The following is a 17,578-nucleotide window of genomic DNA, read 5'->3' on the forward strand; positions in this document are numbered from 1 at the left end:
TAATACAAAATTTGACGGATCATACAAGACTATTTGTATTAAATTTACAATTAACTACATTAATTGTTGGTATTTAGGGCAGAATCAAGTAATTGTTGTAACATTTTTAGTCGATCGCTAAATTCATTACTTTTTTCTTTTTCTTTTGTAAGTTCATAAGAAATATTCAGTGCTGCCGTCATAATAAGTTGATCACTGGTAATCTGTGGCGATTTTTCTCGTAAATTTGTTAAGCGCGTATCGAGATCTTTTGCAGCACTATTAAGTGCGTTAACTTCATCAATCGGGCAATTAAATTTTAATGTTCGTCCAAAAATTTGAATAGTGACAGCTTGAGTTTCCATATTTAACCTATTGATTCATAAAATTATTAATTTTATCGATAATGTGCTTTGGATCTAACCCTATTTCTTGCCTTATTTCGTTTTGAGATCCTTGAGAAATAAATTTATCGGGCAACCCAATATTTAAAATATCACATTTTATTTTTTTCGATAATAAATATTCACCGATGCCGCTACCGGCTCCGCCTTTAATACTGTTTTCTTCAATGGTGACTAGTATATTATGTGTTTGGCTAATGTGCAAAAGGACTTTTTCATCTAATGGTTTTACAAAACGCATATCAACGACTGTAGCATCGATTTGCTCTGCTGCTTGTAATACTTCGGTTAGTAAAGTGCCAAAATTAAGTAAAGCAATATTTTTTCCTTCTCGACATAATTTCGATTGCCCTAACGGGATTACTTCTAATGGTTTTAATTGTGCTCCAGTACCTTCACCACGAGGATAACGCACTGCCACAGGTCCGTTATGAAAATAACCGGTATAAAGCATTTGTCGACACTCGTTTTCATCACTTGGCGTCATAATGACCATATTGGGCACGCAACGTAAATAACTTAAGTCGAATGCTCCTTGGTGAGTTTCGCCATCCGCACCAACAATCCCTGCACGATCTATGGCAAACAATACCGGTAAGTTTTGAATAGCGACATCGTGGATGACTTGATCGTAAGCACGTTGTAAAAAAGTTGAGTAGATGGCAACAATAGGTTTTAAGCCACTAATTGCAAACCCAGCAGCTAATGTAACCGCGTGTTGTTCTGCTATTGCAACATCAAAAAATTGATCTGGATAACGATTGGCAAACTTTGTCATGCCTGAACCTTCACCCATAGCAGGTGTTATCGCCATTAAACGGTTATCATTTTTCGCCATTTCACATAGCCAATCGCCAAAAATTTGCGAATACGTTGGAATTGCTCTTGTGGTGACAGGTAATATGCCATCATTAGGGTTGAATTTAGGTACTCCATGCCATAGTGTCGGATCTTTTTCAGCTGGCTCATAGCCTTTACCTTTTTGCGTAATCACATGAAGCAACTGTGGACCTTTTAATTGGCGAACTTTTTGTAAAGTCGTAACTAAACTATCTATATCGTGTCCATCAACAGGACCAATATAATTAAAACCAAGCTCTTCAAATAAGGTTGCAGGCGTGACTAAGCCTTTTAAGTGTTCTTCCGTTTTTTTAAAGAGCTCTTTTAGAGGGGGAATATTGGCTAATACACGTTTGCCACTTTCTCGAAAAGATGTATAGGCTTTGCTTGATAAAATTTGAGTAAGATGTTGGTTAAGTGCTCCAGTGTTTGCGGAAATCGACATATCATTATCATTAACAATCACTAGCATATCGGGTTTGATATGGCCTGCATGATTCATTGCTTCAAATGCCATACCTGCTGTTAGTGCACCATCACCAATGACCGCGACTACTTGTTTTCCCGATTGTTTTTTTTGTTCGCTAATGGCAATTCCTAGCGCTGCACTAATTGAAGTTGAAGAGTGCCCTGTAGTTAGCACATCATATTCACTCTCATTACGATGAGGAAATGGATGAAGCCCCCCTTTTTGGCGAATAGTGAGCATCTGATCTCTGCGACCAGTCAAAATTTTGTGAGGATAAGCCTGATGCCCTACGTCCCAAATAATTTTATCAAAAGGGGTGTAATAGACATAATGTAGTGCGGTAGTTAATTCAACCACACCTAATCCCGATGCTAAATGACCACTTGATTGACTAACACATGTTAGTAAATATTGCCTAAGCTCTAGGCAAATAGAGGATAACTGCGACTGAGGAAAACATCTTAAATCCTCGGGCGAGTTGATTTGTTTTAACAAAGGGTAATTATTTAAATTCATTATGTGATATTTTAATTAGTTACTAATTATTGCGATTAATAATAAAACCAGCAAGGTCATGTAAAGGTTGCGTATTATAAGGTATTTGCTTAAGACTATCGATAGCTTGTTGATAAAGTTGTTGAGTTAGCTTTATCGCATTATCCAGCCCAATCAATGCTGGATATGTGCTTTTTTCATGAATGAGATCTGAACCTTTTGGTTTACCCATTATTGATTGTTCGCCAATGACATCTAAAATGTCATCTTGAATTTGAAATGCTAGACCAATTGATTCGGCGTAGTTATCAAGCATTAGTTGATAAGGCTGCGCTATTTCGCCACTAGCAAATGCACCCAAACGGATCGCTGTTTTGATTAAAGCACCTGTTTTATAGCAATGAATATTTTGCAAATGTTCCACACTAATTGACTGATGTGTAGCCAGCAAATCCAGCGATTGACCTAGGCACATGCCAGTAGCGCCACTAGCATGTGCAAGTTCGGTTATCATATTAATCTTGGCATTTGAATTAATGCGTTCACTTTTTGCTAATAATAAAAAGGCAAAACTTTGTAAGGCATCACCGGCAAGGATTGCCTGAGCTTCACCGAATTGGATATGGCAAGTTGGTTTGCCTCGGCGTAAATCGTCATTATCCATTGCCGGTAGATCATCATGAATCAATGAATAAGTATGAATAGACTCAATAGCAGCAGCAGCCTCATCTAATTTAGAAAGAGGGCAATTGAATAATTGACCTGTTAAGTAGACTAAAATTGGTCGAATTCGTTTACCTCCAGCCAGCAAGCTATAACTCATTGCTTGTTGGAGTTTTGAGCTTTCAATTTGCGCAATGCATGTAGCTAAAAACGAATCAATTCGTTCTTGTAACGGTTTTAAACTATTCATTATCATCATTTGTAAATTCTGACAGTTCGGCATCACTATTTTCAGATAATAAAATGTCAATGCGCTGTTCCGCTTTCTGTAACTGCTTTTGACCTGCTTTTGCTAATTTTATTCCTTTTTCGAACTCATTTAGAGCCTCATCTAAAGGCAGATCGCCGTTTTCTAGTTGATTTACAATGGTTTCAAGTTGTTTAAGTGTTTCCTCGAAACTTAATTCTTTATCTTGTTTTTTTGCCATATTCAATTCCTCGTTACGTTCGATGAGTATACACTTATTTCAAATAATCGTGAATCTAGGTTTTGTTTATTTATCATGTCACAAGTATTGTTAAAGCTTATTAGGTTTCAATTTCATCTTTGTTATTCGATTCTTCTATTGCCAGTGAAGCAAGATCTGAGTTTATCGGTTTTTTTACTTCGATACCCATTTCGCGAAACCGTTCTATTTGTCCAATTACATTACCACGACCCTTGGATAATTTGTTCATAGAATTTTGATAGGTTTGTTGAGCTTTATCTAGACAGTTACCTAAGTTTTCCATATCTTCAACAAAACCACGCATTTTGTCGTACAATTTGCTTGCTCTATCGGCAATAAGTTCAGCATTACGGTTCTGATACTCAAATCGCCATAAATTATGAATAGTCCTTAATGCAACTAGCAAAGTGGTTGGGCTTACTATCATAATATTATTTTTCATAGCATCATTGATTAATGTAGGATCGTTGTCTATAGCACTAAGAAATGCAGGTTCTACAGGTATAAACATCAAAATATAATCTAGTGAATTAATACCAATAAGTTTATGATAATCTTTTTGGCTAAGTTGTTTTAAGTGATTACGAACAGAGGCTAAATGTTCGCTCATCGCTTTTGTTTTCACTGTTTCGTCATCACTATTGAAATGGCGCTCATAGGCAACTAAAGTCACTTTTGAATCGATGACTACATCTCCCCCTTGTGGTAAGTGAACAATGACATCGGGTTGTAATCGTTGATTGCTTTCGTTTGTTAAGTTGACTTGAGTTTCATATTCATAACCTGATCGTAATCCAGAATTATCTAGAATTTGGCTTAGGATAAATTCGCCCCAGTTTCCTTGGGTTTTATTATTGCCTTTTAGTGCATTAGTTAGGTTATTTGCCTCTTTGCTCATTTGCTCATTAAGCTGTTGTAAATTACGAATTTCATGCGTTAATGTGTGACGCTCTTTTGCTTCTTGACCAAAGCTATCTTGTACTTGTTTTTTGAAACCTTCTAGTTGCTCTTTGAGTGGCGAGAGTAAAAAATCAAGACTTTGTTTATTTTGTTGTTCAATTTTTTTACCACTGTGTTCAAAAATACGGTTAGCTAAATTTTCAAATTGAGTCGTAAGTCGTTGTTCACTATGTTCTAGTATACTTTGACGTTCTTGTGTTGCTCTTAGCGTTTCTTCTAAACGTGTTTTGAGTTCACTAATTTTAACGTTTTGCGCTAGATTTTGTTGTCGATAGTCATCTAACTCGTGTTCCAGTTGTTTTATTTGGGTTATTAATGATCGATTTTCTTCATTTTTCTGGTTTAGTTGTAACTCAAATAATTGGTGTAGATTATTAATTAATAACTTAGATTTTATTAAAATCACAAGTAGAATTAAGGCAACTATGCCAATAATTATGGCGAGCCATTCGGTTAGTCCCAAAGCGTTGAACATAATTAAGCCCTTTCAAAAGTAAATGACATGACTTCATTTAAGTTATTGCCATCTAGAGCGAGCATAATTAAACGGTCTAACCCTACAGCAACACCAGCACAGTCTGGTAGCCCTGCTTCCATTGCGGCAAGGAGTTCAATGTCAATATTTTGCGTAGGTAGATTTAGCTTGGTGCGATCTAAATTATTTTGTTCAAAACGCATTCGTTGTTCTTGTGGGTTTGTAAGTTCTTTAAAGCCGTTAGCAAGTTCAACACCTTTGTAATAGAACTCAAAACGACTCGCTACGCGATGATCTTCTGAGCTGATAGCAGCTAATGCTGCCTGTGATGCTGGGAAGTGATACACTGCAATAGGTTTATCTTGACCAATATATGGTTCAATACCAAAAGTGAACAAGCATTGTAGTAATCCATCCTTATCATAACTTTCGGTATTAATGCCAATATCCAACTGGTTTGCCGCATTGATTAATGTTGTATGATCAGCTTCTAATGGGTCAATATTCAAATAGCGTTGAAATACTTTTTGATAAGAAATACGCTCAGCAGATTCACAATCCAAAATAGTTTGCAGTAAATCATCGACTTCGTTGATCATTTGCATCATGTCAAATTGGATGCGATACCATTCAAGCATGGTAAATTCTGGGTTATGGTAACGACTGACTTCTTCATGATTACGAAAGCACTTACACATTTGGTAAATAGGGCCACTACCTGCAGCAAGTAAACGCTTCATGTGATATTCAGGGCTGGTAATTAATGACATCTTTTGCCCTTGTTGTTCATTAAATTCACCGGGTTTTAAAAAAGTAGAATGAAAAGAGCTTAAATGCACATCTGTAACTGCATATTGGCTTAAGGTTGGTGTTTCAACTTCTAAAATACAACGATCAGCAAAAAATTGACGTATTTGAGAAATAATTTTTGCACGTTTAAGTAAATTATTAATAGATGCGGAAGGTTGCCAAGTCATAAAAATATCCATGGATTTTGATTAGTTACTAAAAAGAAGAAAAATAGGGCATAGGCCCTATTTTTTATTGTTGGCGTTCATTTTGCCACAAAGCAAATAAATTGTCGTATTTTTCTTGCTGTTGCCAAATATGGTGATGTAATGCAGAAAGAATAATTGGATCTTCTAAAATTGCTAACTGTTGCTCTTTGTTGATTTTTTCTAAATCAGTTTGCAGATATTGTTCAATAAGCTCAATACGTTTTTGCTGATTTTTATTATTAGGTAAATGTCGAGAAGTGGATAATGCACAAGCAAGCGCGTTATAGATAGGATCGACTAATGCTATAATAAAGCCATGCTCAATAAATGCCGCTTCGGTTTTAACTAAATACTCTCCAGTGAGCGTGACGGCTCTTGCTGGATGTGTTTCTTCAGGTGTTAAAAATAACCCCATTTTTTTTGCTTTCATACCAATGCTTGAAAGCCCAGACACTCTAATCACTAAAGGAGAAATGGTTAAAGGTATCAATATGGCTATATACCAATAAGTAAATTGTGGGTTTAACCAGATAATCACAGCTAACCATACAATACCTAATAACGATAATGGCCAACAAAAATAAAATGATTCCCCCCACGTTAACGCATCGTCACTTCGGGATGGAGATTTCCATTGGATTTTACTGCCCATCCAAGCTTTAAGTACAAATTTACTATGGAAGATCATCCGGATTGGAGCTAAGATCATTGACCAAATCATTTCAACAAATATCGATAGAGTTAATTTAATAATACCACCAACATCTTTTGCTCTCGATCTCGCTATTATAATGCCATAGCTGAAGAATTTAGGTGCAAACAGTAAAACCATCGTGGTTGAAAGTAGTTGAATAGCCAATTGCTCATCCCACCTTGGCCAAGTTGGGTAAAATTGGTTAGGTTGGAAGAAATATTGAGGTTCGGAAATATTAAACACTAATAATAATAAGGTTGAGAATATTAAAAACACCAACCACAATAATGATGAAATATAGGCCATGCCACTGGTTGCAAACATTATGCGGTGTGTCAATTTAATCCCACTTTTGAAGATTAATCTTAAATTAATCAAGTTTCCCATACACCAGCGATTGTCTCGTTTTAGATCTTCTATCATATTACCTGGTAGTTCTTCGTAACTACCATTCATATTATAAGCGATCCAAACGCCATAGCCAGCACGGCGCATAAGGGAGGCTTCAACCAAATCATGCGATAAAATATGAATTGGTTCTTTCCGTTTTGGGAGCGGTGATAGTATGCAATGCTCAATAAATGGTTTTAAGCGAATCATTGCATTGTGCCCCCAATACTGAGCTTCGCTTAATTGCCAGAAGTGTGTACCAGAACAAAAAATATCGCTGTAAATTTGGTTGGCAAATTGTTGAATACGACCGTAAAGGGTGGTCATTCTTACCGATTTTGGTGGAGATTGTAAAATACCTGCTTTAGGTGTCATTTCCATCATGGCAATCATTTTCAAAATACAATCGCCAGTCATGATACTATCAGCATCAAGGATCATCATGTATTCGTACTGATGCCCCCAACGACGGCAAAAATCATCAATATTACCACTTTTACGTTTCACTCTACGTTTTCGGTGACGATAAAAGATATTACAGCCATTGTTTTGTTTCGTTGCATTAAATTCAGCCCAAGCTTTTAGCTCGTTAACATACAGATCTGGATCATTAGTATCGCTTAATATATAAAAATCACAACAAGCTGCGTGACCTGTTTCAGCTAAAGACTGATAAGTAGCTTGTAAACCAGCAAAAACCCGAGCAACATCTTCATTACAAATGGGCATGACTAATGCGGTTCGATGCTTGCTATCAATATGCGCTGCTGGATCTGTGGGAATTTGGATAGTATAACGATCTTTACCCATTACAGCTAAAATTAACCCCATAATACTGGTCCAAAATCCAATAGAGATCCAGCAAAATAAAATCGCGAATAAGGTAATAATCGCACCTTGAATAATATAAGGTATTATGCTGTAAACAGCTAATTCAGGATTGATATCCCAATTAGCCATGAAATTGATTTTTTGCCAGCTTTGATAAGGCAATAAAGATGATAGATAAGTGGTTCCGTAGTATGTTTGTACTACAATGAGTGTAAACATAATAAAACGGCGAATTAAAGCAAGGATATTAGTACCATGCTTTGCTTTGGTAGTAAAGCGTTGGTTCCAGATCTGGGGTTGAATTGAAACGCGATCCATTTCAGGGTAACTTGGTTGTTGTTGCCGTTCATCAATAAAAGAACAAGTATCGCCAACCTGATTTAAACGATATTTTAAAAACTCGACATCGTCAGGTGGAATCGCATTATCTTCAAATTTCTGACGCCAAACTTTAGCGCCAGAAAGATTTGCAAAGTAATCTTTTTTCATATTTTTAGCTTATTATAATAATTATTGTGCGGGGTATTGCCCACTCCACGTTTCAGAAATCACTTCATTGGTTGCTTGCGAAGCAAGTTGTATACGAATATCTGTTGCTTTTTTATTATCTTCAACGTTGAATCGAACAATGACTCGCCAACCTTTAATTACTGGATTGTATTGTACGTCACAACTTACGATAGCACCATTATTAATGCTTGAAATCACTTTAACTGGATCTTTTTCTGATAATTCAGGGCCTGCGAAATCAATTACGTATGCATTAGAGCCATCAAGTTTACGAATTAAATTAGCTTGTTTTATATCGCCTAGTGATAAGCGTGTACTAATTGCTTTTGCAACATTATTGGGATAACGTTGTTTTTCGTTTAAGGTATAATGTAATCGATATTTAGTATCAAGCACATCACCAGCTTGGTATTGTTTTTCTGGCACCCAAAATGCAACGATATTGTCGTTAGTCTCATCAGCTGTTGGGATTTCAACTAATTCAACACGGCCTTTTTGCCAGTTGTTTAGTATTTCTACCCAAACACTTGGTCGTTGTTCATAGTGATCATCAAGATCTTGATAATCATCAAAACCTTTATCACGTTGAATTAATCCAAATGCTTTCGGGTTTTCTAAACTATAAGATGAAAACGATAAACGTTTAGGGTTATTTAATGGACGCCATATCCACTCATTATTGCTAGCTAAGATAGAAAGGCCATTAGAATCATGCATTGCAGGGCGGTAATTTAGCAATGGTGATGGATAATTAGGGCCAAATAAGAACATGCTAGTTAATGGTGCAATACCTAATTTTTTTACTGAATTACGGAAAAATACTCTTGCTTGTACGGTGATTGTCGTATCAATACTTGGTACAAGCGTAATTTTATAAGCACCAGTTACACTAGGCGAATCGAGTAATGCATAGATAATCAAGTGTTTTTGATTAGGTTCAGGTCTTTCAATCCAATATTCTTTAAAACGCGGAAACTCTTCCCCAGACATTTCACCAGTGTCAATGGCAAGACCTCTAGCTGAAAGACCATAATGTTGATCTTTTCCTACGGCACGAAAATAGCTGCCACCAAGAGCCGAAAAAATTTCATCATCAGTTTTTGTTGGATTATTAATCGGATAATGGACTTTAAAACCAGCAAACCCAAGATCTTTACTGTTTAGTTTATCGAGATTGATTGGGCTTAAATCAAAATAATTTGGATCATATTCAATTGGGTTAACTTTATTATCGACAATTTCATTGATTTTTATTGGAACATCAAAGTACATCCCTTCATGATAAAACTCAAGTTTGAAACGATTTTTTCGATCGCCCCAATAGGCTTTTTGATGATTGAATAGGATTTTTTGATAATCAGCAAATTGTAAAGATGCTAATTCATTTGGAATATTTTTAGATGGCTGAACATAAGCCTTTTTGGATAGTTTTTCTGCTTTTTCAGCTATATCATCGAATGAAAAAGCCCACGAAGAAAAACTAATGCAAGAAACACAAGCCATGCAAAGCACCTTGCTAATTAGCTTTTTACTAAAAGGAGTATTGGGTAATAAGTTGTACATACAGACTCGCATTATTGTCTAAAAATATTGAAGTAATTGATAATATTTTTGTGGGGATCACTCAAGCATTTTTCAACATAATCTACTTTGATCTCTTGAAGAATGCTAGGATTTTCATCGATCAGGAAACGAGAATAGTTATCTTTGGCAATCTTTGTTTGTAAGGATAAGATATCTTGTTCAGACATTTTGAATTGTGGCTGAAAGTATTGCTTTATTTTAGTGGTATCTTTGGTATAAATTGCAGTAACAAAATCAGCTGAATACTGGCAATAATTTTTAATATTGTTTTCGGTTGCTTTTATTTTGCTTAATTCAATATTATGTTCAGCTTGATTTTCTTCAACTACTTTTTTAAGTTGCATATCATATTTTAACTTATAATTTTCGTTCAGATAAAAACTTAATACACAAGATGATGGGGTATTGTCACTTTTACAATTTAAAATACCACGTTTAATAACATAGTTGTCGAAATTTTTATCGCCAATAATTTGGAGCAATTGAGTTTTAGCATCAACGACATAAGGGTCATTAGCTTCTGTTTGCTGTTTTAATAAAGATAACTGCTCTGTCTTTGAAATTGCCTCGCTATTTTTTGTAGGCAAATTTTTTTTTGCACAACCTGCGGCAAGAATAGAAATAGTGGCGCATATAAGGATTTTACTTACTTTCATTTAACAAATTCCATGAGCATATTTTTTAGTTATTTCGGTTAGTTTCAAAGGGAGCAACAGTATTACTCATTTAGTTACATTTTTATAACAAAAATCACTTATAACAATTATTAATATAGCCAGAAATTATATACTCTTATTTTTTTAAATAATACCAGTAGATTAAATTAAATTTATAAAAAGCCTACATTAGATATAATTACTTCTTCCTAATGTTTGCATATTTTTTTATTATCGACGGTAAATTCAGATTTATGAGCAACAGAAGGCTTAAATTTACCCTTCGCTTTTAGAAAAGCAATAAGTTGCTCGGCATTCATGTTAGATTTAGAGCTGGTGTGAAATACGGCGTTTTCACCAAACTTATTTTTGATAGCACTAAATAAGGAAGATTCTGTGTAATTGTTTCCTTCCATCATATGCAATACTTCATGCCCGTGAATTGACATTAAAACCTCCTCTGCAAATTGTTGTTTATTTAATGTATAATATTCGCCATTTAGAATGGCGAAAGATAGCAAATATTATGAGTAAAAAAAAGTGGTTAGATATTAAAAATATTGTCAATTTTATTTATTGCTTCCCCCCGATTTATATCAGGGGCGTAACTAATACAAATGAGGCAAAATATTCAATCGAGAATAATCTTATTTTACTCTTTATTATTAGCTAATTTTACAATAATTGATTGATTTTCGCTTTTAACTTGGTGAATTACAACTGAGATAATATCAGCAAGTTTGTAGCCAACTTTATTTTCGATTTTGATTATTCCTTCATCGGGTAGGGCAGTGATTTCTTCCTTGACTGAATGAATCATTGAAAGCGGTACAAATGCAAAAGCGCCTATATCACATAAACGAACTCGAGCTCCACCACGATTGATATCAATAATTTCAGCTGTGTAACTTTCGCCAATTTTATCTGATAAGTATTGAGCATAAAGGTTTTCAGCCATATCACGCTCAGCAAAGCGTAACATCTTTCGCCTTTCATTCATGGTTTTTAGTTGTTCTTTATCTGGTGGAATTAGTTCTTGTAAGCGAATATATGCTTTGATTAGCCGATGGTTGATCATGTCGCCATATTTACGTATTGGGGATGTCCATGTTGCATAAGCATCGAATCCTAAACCAAAATGAGGCTTTGGCTCAATTGAAAAATCTGCAGGGCTTTGAAACTTGCGAAGCCTTGTGGCTAAAAATGGGATGTTGTCGATCATCCGACGCAACTTTACGTAGCCATCAAAAGATAATAGAGATTCTTTATCAAATTCAGTAATCCCATTATCGTTGAGAAAATTTAGCACTTGTTCGATATATTTATTATCAAAACCCGAATGAATATTAAAAACTCCAAAACCAATTTTATTTTGTAATTGTAATGTTAAAGCTTGATTTGCCAGAATCATGACTTCCTCAACGATATGATTGGCAATTCGACGAGTTTCTTTAATGATTGATTTAACTTGGCGGTTTTCATTTAGAGCAAAACGATAATCGCCATTATCTTTAAAAACGAGTGCATGAGTTTGCCGCCATACTGTGCGAATATTAGCTAAGTCAGCTAACCAGCTAAGTTGTTTTTTAATATTAGGGTTATTATTTGCTAATTCACTACTATTTTCTAGAAAATCGGAAACATTACGATAAGTTAGTTTAGCTTTTGACTCAACCCAAGCCGGCATAAAGGTGATGTCATCGGTAATAATATCGCCTGCTTGGTCAATATTTATTTTGCATATCATAGCAGGTCGTTTTTGATTCGCTTTTAATGAACATAGCTCATTAGCAAGCTCTTTGGGTAGCATGGGAATATTAAAATCTGGCAAATAAGTTGTAAAATTCCTGATTTTGGCAATATTATCCAATTCGCTATCTTGTAATATATAAGCGGTGGGGTCAGCAATAGCAACCATAAGTTGATAATGGTCATGTTCATTTTTAGAAACCGTAATTGCATCATCCATATCTTCGGTATCTTCGCTATCAATAGTGAAAAAATTAACATCAGTTAAATCTTGGCGATTATTAAGCTCTGCATCGTTAATTCCTAATACTTCGGTGTGTGGCGGGATCGTTTCTAAATCATAACGAGCTAATGTTTTTAGCCAAAGTTGGTAAGGAGAATTACTGTCAGCAACAAAACGAGTAATTTCAGCAAAAAAATGGTTACTTTTTTCTTGTAACGGGTGAGAAGTGAGCATTGCAACAACCCAATCATTTTCTTTTAGCTTTTCGCTAACTTGATTGTGTACTTTACAACGAATGGCAAAATTAGCGGGCATATTTTCAGGATAAATAACCATTGCACGATCTTGAAAGCCTATTTTGCCAATAAATTTTTGTAATGCACTCTCGATTAGAAATTCAGGTTCAAAAGTTTCTTTACCGTTATTACTGATTACAGCCCCAGAAACCTTATCGCCATTACAAACTTTTTTCATTTTAGCAACAGGGATGAAATAGCTTTTTTTATTATCTACATCTAAAAAACCAAATCCTTTTTCATGTGCTCGAACAATGCCTTCAACACGTGGGGTTTGTTCATGAAGCTCTTGCTTTAATTGTGCCAGTAGAGGGTTATTTTGAAACATATGCCTTAACACTATTTAAAAAATTTGGGTTAAATTCTATCATAGTTATGCAAGTTTTGGTTATTGAATTAATCGGTAATAGCGCTGAAAATAGACGTATAATAATGCCACTTGAAATAATCGATTAAATTAGTCTATGAAATTAAATTACAAATTACAGGGTGATGGGCAGCCGATAGTGTTTTTGCATGGCGTTTTTGGCAGTTTAGATAATTTGAATATGCTAGCAAAAGATTTTGTGCAACATTATCAAACAATTCAAGTTGATTTACGTAATCATGGAAATTCACCTTGGTCTGATCAGATAAGTTATCAAGCTATGGCTGAAGATGTTGCCGAGCTTTGTCATGATTTACGCTTAAATGATGTGATATTAATTGGTCACTCTATGGGCGGCAAAGTTGCTTTGCAACTGTCACAAGTGATATCAGATACTATCCAAAAAATTGTTGCAATTGATATTGCGCCGATAAAGTATCACCGCTCAGCTAATGCTGCTATTTTAAGAGTATTAGTTTATTGTCTCAAAAATCATATTACCGATAAAAAACAGATCATGAATTTAATGGAACAAGCAAGTATTAACATGCCAACCATACTTTTTTTATTAAAATCTTTTAAAAATGAAAAATGGTCATTTAATATTCAAGCAATTAATGATCAGTATGGTCATATTTGTGATTGGCAAACAATACCACCTTGGTTAAAACCCACGCTATTTATTCGTGGTGGCAATTCTTCTTACATTATTGATGAATTTTACCCAGCCATTTTTTCGCAATTTCCAGATTCAAAAATTGAGTTGATTGAAGGTGCAGGTCACAATGTTCATGCTGAAAAAACACAGCAAGTACTGAAAATTTTACATAGCTGGTTAGGGAATTAAATGGCATGAAGCCTATAAATATTAAGGTGAATTACAAAAAAGGCGTTGCTGTTGGATGGTTTGCTTATTGGATGTTTTAATCGTTATAAAAACCATTTTACATTGAGCATTATATATTTGAGTGTTGATGTTATATTGCCAACCAGAAGGGATTATTTGGCTGATAGTATAAGGATAGCTATCAAGTAGCTGAAAAGCAATTTTATTAGCACGTAAGTTGTTGGCAAAATAACGATGTTTGTTGAACAATGTTTGTTGATAATTGATAAAACCAAGCATGATCATTGAAAATAGTAATGTTGCTATCATTACTTCAATTAGACTAAAGCCAGTTATATTTTTATTATTCACAATAAATAGCCTTTTTTTCTGGGCAATAATCGAGCCAATGTCCTTTTTCCACAATCAATCGATTATTGTCAAAATGTGCAAGTGCATACAAAAAAAAGTCATCGGCCTCGCCTCTTATTAATACGTAATCATCTATTTTTAATAAAGATTGTTTTATGCATGCTTTTAAGTGATAAGTTGGTTCAGTCATACATTGCCAATTGGCTTTAGGTGGTTGCCAATTTTGGCTTATTGCCCAAGTTAAAGATGAACTGGAATGATTAAATTTTTGATAGTATTTAATTTCTATCAAGATTGTTTTTTGCCATGAGGTTATAAGTAAATTAAAACCAATTAATCCCCCCAATCCCACAGTCATTAACATCATCATCATTAAAATAGTGCTAAATCCAGATGATGGAGAATTTTTTCTAAAATAGGTTTTCATTTTTGATAATTTCAGTTACATAGTATTTAATCTGTTTGTTTTTTCTTAATTCAGCATTGATTGATAAACTAATAGCATTTGGTAATTGCCTTATTGCAAAGTGGGTTATTTTGATTTCATTTGAATCGAATAAGTTTTCCCATTTACTTCCAAAACAATCTAACGATCCTGTTCTATAGGCTATGTTGTTTTCTTTATAGCGATAAGTAAAGACATCTGACTTTGTTGGGTTGGCTCTGTTCCAAACCCAAGAATTTCGAATTTCGCTATCATATCGAAGGATAATACATTTTGCCCGTTCCTTAATTTCAATAGCTTTATCTGTCATTTTTTTTGGATCATTAGCAATAAAACCCGCTCTTTTTATATCTTTTTTCAAACCAGCTAACCCAAAATCGATGGCTTGTTGTAAGCGAATTTTTTGATAATATTGCATGATGTTTGTTTGCAATTTGATGTAAAAAGCAGTCATGCCAATAACTATTAAACTTGATAGTACCAAACCAATGAGCATTTCTAGCAAGGAATATCCAGATACTTTTAACATGGTGGTAAACTAGCTATATAACAGTTTTCCGCACAAAATCGAATGCGCCCAAGCAAAGAAACAAAAATTCTACTGGTACCTATTTTATTTTTTAATTGAAAAGACATGGTTTGTGCCATGTTGCGACGCCCTAGAATAAAAGCACTTTTATTGTTTGATAGCTCACTAATTTGAACAGAATTATTGGGCTTGACAAAATAAAGTATGCCTTCACTGCATGTAGGTGGTTTGTCAGCCTTGGTAATTGAGATACACCAAGGTGATGAAAATTGATGAATAATATAGTTTTCGTTTTTACTTGATGCTTTTATTTGTGCTTCGTATATAAAATAGGCCAATTGCTTAGTTGTAGATGCTAATTCATTTTGCAGTTGTTGTTCTTTCCAATGCTCAATACCGATAGAGGCTAAAATAGCACTGATACAAACAGTTATTAACAATTCTAATAATGAGAATCCCAAATCATGCATAGTATGTCTTTTGTAAATATTGTGAGAGTTCGAGCATATATTTGAATAAAATAACTAGTTATTTAAAGATCTGAATTTGTGATCCACTATCCAAATAAATTACGATTTTTAATAAAAAAGGTTGAATAAGGTTTTATCAAGAATACTAGCGATATTATTGGCTTTATTTATAGTGGAGTTTTAGTTTTTTACGCAAATGATAATTATAAAAAATGATAGAGAATGTGCTGAATTTAGTGATCTGCTTAAACCACTTAAAAAGCAAAGCGGATTATATTATACTGTTTATCCATTTATTATTTGCTAACGGACTTAAACGTTAAAGGAAACGAGAGATGCAACAATTACAAACTATTATTGAAGCAGCATTTGAACGTCGTGCTGAAGTAACACCATCTAATGTAGATGTAGTAACACGCGATGCAATTAACCAATGTATCCATTTATTAGATAGCGGTAAGATGCGTGTGGCCGAAAAGATTAATGGGGATTGGGTTACTCACCAATGGTTAAAAAAAGCAGTTTTGCTCTCTTTCCGAATCAATGAAAACCAACTGATTGATGGTGGTCCGACTAACTATTATGACAAAGTTCCATTAAAATTTGCTGAGTATGACGAAGCAAGATTCCAACAAGAAGGGTTCCGTGTTGTTCCGTCCGCAATTGCACGTAAAGGGGCATATGTTGCGCGTAATACTGTATTAATGCCTTCTTATGTTAATATCGGCGCATACGTTGATGAAGGTACAATGGTTGATACATGGGTAACTGTTGGCTCATGTGCGCAAATTGGTAAAAATGTTCATTTATCAGGTGGTGTCGGTATTGGTGGTGTTTTAGAGCCGTTACAAGCTAATCCAACGATCATTGAAGATAATTGTTTTATTGGTGCTCGTAGTGAAATCGTGGAAGGTGTGATTGTCGAAGAAGGCAGTGTCATTTCAATGGGTGTATTTATTGGTCAAAGCACTAAAATTTACGATAGAGCAACCGGTGAAGTACATTATGGGCGAGTGCCAGCAGGTTCTGTCGTTGTTTCTGGTAACTTACCAACCAAAGATGGCAAGTATAGCCTTTATTGTGCGGTTATTGTGAAAAAAGTAGATGCTAAAACTTTAGGTAAAGTGGGCATTAATGAGTTACTTCGTACTATTGATTAATTTACGTTTACATGTTGAAGCCGCCTAAATTATTAGGCGACAATGATTTTATTTACAATTAGTGGTTTAATTGAGAATCCTAACCATTAGAAGAGGAGAATTTATGCCTTCTTTTGATATTGTGTCAGAAATCCAAATGCCAGAAGTTAAAAATGGGGTTGAAAATGCGACCCGTGAGCTAACGACCCGTTGGGATTTTAAAAATGTTGAAGCATCGTTTGAATTAAATGAAAAAAATGAAACGATCAAAGTTACAAGCCAATCAGATTTCCAAGTACAACAATTACTTGATATTTTACGCGACAAATTAGCTAAGCGAGGTATTGATGGTGGATCGCTTGAAATCCCTGAAGAAATGGAGCATAGCGGCAAGCTCTATAGCGTTACAGTTAAACTAAAACAGGGTATTGATAAAGAGTTAGCTAAAAAGATTGTAAAAGCAATCAAAGATAGCAAAATTAAAGTACAAGCTCAAGTTCAAGGCGAACAGGTTCGCGTTACTGGTAAATCGCGTGATGATTTACAAGCTACTATGGCGTTAGTTAAAAATGGCGAATTTGGTCAACCGTTTCAGTTTACTAATTTTAGAGACTAACCTTTTATTGAATTCATATTGTCGGCAAATGTCGACAATATTGTCCTTTAAACATTACAATTTATTTTGGTAAAAAATTTCTAGGAAAA

18 protein-coding genes are annotated in these 17,578 nt (G+C 34.7%); 3 read left to right on the forward strand and 15 right to left on the reverse strand.

What is annotated here, in order from left to right; genetic code table 11:
• Positions 1-59: 59 nt before the first annotated feature.
• The 11 genes from zapA to A9G42_RS11435 form a co-directional block, all read right to left on the reverse strand.
• Entirely contained in the window at positions 60-344 is a 285-nt protein-coding gene (gene zapA / locus A9G42_RS11380; protein WP_065566746.1) for a cell division protein ZapA, read from the reverse strand.
• Positions 345-351: 7 nt separating this feature from the next.
• Complete coding sequence (gene dxs / locus A9G42_RS11385; RefSeq protein WP_065581921.1) at positions 352-2,208, reverse strand: 1-deoxy-D-xylulose-5-phosphate synthase; 1,857 nt, start codon at positions 2,206-2,208, stop codon at positions 352-354.
• Between the two features lie 22 nt (positions 2,209-2,230).
• Positions 2,231-3,109, reverse strand: coding sequence for a (2E,6E)-farnesyl diphosphate synthase (ispA, locus tag A9G42_RS11390; RefSeq protein WP_065581922.1), 879 nt, complete (start codon positions 3,107-3,109; stop codon positions 2,231-2,233).
• Positions 3,093-3,338, reverse strand: a complete 246-nt coding sequence (gene xseB, locus A9G42_RS11395; RefSeq protein ID WP_065581923.1) for an exodeoxyribonuclease VII small subunit — start codon at positions 3,336-3,338, stop codon at positions 3,093-3,095. Before xseB ends, ispA begins: the two co-directional genes overlap by 17 nt.
• A 100-nt stretch (positions 3,339-3,438) precedes the next feature.
• Positions 3,439-4,794 carry a DNA recombination protein RmuC gene (gene rmuC / locus A9G42_RS11400; RefSeq protein ID WP_065653480.1) on the reverse strand — a complete coding sequence of 452 codons (1,356 nt, stop codon included), beginning with the start codon at positions 4,792-4,794 and terminating at the stop codon, positions 3,439-3,441.
• A gap of 2 nt (positions 4,795-4,796) precedes the next feature.
• Positions 4,797-5,771: an elongation factor P--(R)-beta-lysine ligase gene (gene epmA / locus A9G42_RS11405; protein ID WP_218057931.1), complete on the reverse strand. Its 975-nt coding sequence runs from the start codon at positions 5,769-5,771 to the stop codon at positions 4,797-4,799.
• 64 nt (positions 5,772-5,835) lie between these two features.
• A complete protein-coding gene (gene mdoH / locus A9G42_RS11410) occupies positions 5,836-8,196 on the reverse strand; it encodes a glucans biosynthesis glucosyltransferase MdoH (protein WP_065653481.1) in 2,361 nt (786 codons plus the stop codon).
• Between the two features lie 21 nt (positions 8,197-8,217).
• Positions 8,218-9,720, reverse strand: a complete 1,503-nt coding sequence (locus A9G42_RS11415; protein WP_065653482.1) for a glucan biosynthesis protein G — start codon at positions 9,718-9,720, stop codon at positions 8,218-8,220.
• Positions 9,721-9,791: 71 nt separating this feature from the next.
• A complete protein-coding gene (locus tag A9G42_RS11420) occupies positions 9,792-10,457 on the reverse strand; it encodes a hypothetical protein (RefSeq protein ID WP_065653483.1) in 666 nt (221 codons plus the stop codon).
• A 209-nt stretch (positions 10,458-10,666) separates the two neighbouring features.
• Positions 10,667-10,906, reverse strand: a complete 240-nt coding sequence (locus tag A9G42_RS11425) for a YecH family metal-binding protein (protein WP_065653484.1) — start codon at positions 10,904-10,906, stop codon at positions 10,667-10,669.
• A gap of 203 nt (positions 10,907-11,109) precedes the next feature.
• Positions 11,110-13,053 carry an exoribonuclease II gene (locus A9G42_RS11435; protein WP_065653486.1) on the reverse strand — a complete coding sequence of 648 codons (1,944 nt, stop codon included), beginning with the start codon at positions 13,051-13,053 and terminating at the stop codon, positions 11,110-11,112.
• A 136-nt stretch (positions 13,054-13,189) separates the two neighbouring features.
• Here A9G42_RS11435 and A9G42_RS11440 point away from each other — a divergent pair, with 136 nt between their 5' ends.
• On the forward strand, positions 13,190-13,939 hold the full coding sequence (locus A9G42_RS11440; RefSeq protein WP_065653487.1) for an alpha/beta fold hydrolase: 750 nt from the start codon (positions 13,190-13,192) through the stop codon (positions 13,937-13,939).
• Between the two features lie 21 nt (positions 13,940-13,960).
• On the opposite strand, the gene A9G42_RS11445 is transcribed toward A9G42_RS11440, so the two are convergent.
• The 4 genes from A9G42_RS11445 to A9G42_RS11460 are packed head-to-tail and all read right to left on the reverse strand — an operon-like array spanning position 13,961 to position 15,734.
• Positions 13,961-14,290: a prepilin-type N-terminal cleavage/methylation domain-containing protein gene (locus A9G42_RS11445; RefSeq protein ID WP_065653488.1), complete on the reverse strand. Its 330-nt coding sequence runs from the start codon at positions 14,288-14,290 to the stop codon at positions 13,961-13,963.
• Positions 14,283-14,717, reverse strand: a complete 435-nt coding sequence (locus tag A9G42_RS11450) for a DUF2509 family protein (protein ID WP_065588045.1) — start codon at positions 14,715-14,717, stop codon at positions 14,283-14,285. Before A9G42_RS11450 ends, A9G42_RS11445 begins: the two co-directional genes overlap by 8 nt.
• Positions 14,701-15,264 (reverse strand): prepilin peptidase-dependent protein, encoded by a 564-nt coding sequence (locus A9G42_RS11455; RefSeq protein ID WP_065581934.1) that lies wholly within the window; start codon positions 15,262-15,264, stop codon positions 14,701-14,703. Before A9G42_RS11455 ends, A9G42_RS11450 begins: the two co-directional genes overlap by 17 nt.
• The gene (locus A9G42_RS11460; protein WP_065581935.1) at positions 15,258-15,734 is read right to left on the reverse strand and encodes a prepilin-type N-terminal cleavage/methylation domain-containing protein; all 477 of its coding nucleotides are present in this window, start codon (positions 15,732-15,734) and stop codon (positions 15,258-15,260) included. Before A9G42_RS11460 ends, A9G42_RS11455 begins: the two co-directional genes overlap by 7 nt.
• 335 nt (positions 15,735-16,069) lie before the next feature.
• On the opposite strand from A9G42_RS11460, the gene dapD reads away from it, so the two are divergent.
• Both dapD and A9G42_RS11470 read left to right on the forward strand, forming a co-directional pair.
• A complete protein-coding gene (gene dapD / locus A9G42_RS11465; protein ID WP_065581936.1) occupies positions 16,070-16,894 on the forward strand; it encodes a 2,3,4,5-tetrahydropyridine-2,6-dicarboxylate N-succinyltransferase in 825 nt (274 codons plus the stop codon).
• 103 nt (positions 16,895-16,997) lie between these two features.
• On the forward strand, positions 16,998-17,489 hold the full coding sequence (locus A9G42_RS11470; RefSeq protein ID WP_065653489.1) for a YajQ family cyclic di-GMP-binding protein: 492 nt from the start codon (positions 16,998-17,000) through the stop codon (positions 17,487-17,489).
• The last annotated feature ends 89 nt before the right edge of the window (positions 17,490-17,578 follow it).

The organism is Gilliamella sp. Nev6-6 (genome assembly GCF_001690605.1).
In the GTDB taxonomy this organism is placed as follows: Bacteria; Pseudomonadota; Gammaproteobacteria; order Enterobacterales; family Orbaceae; genus Gilliamella; species Gilliamella apicola_C.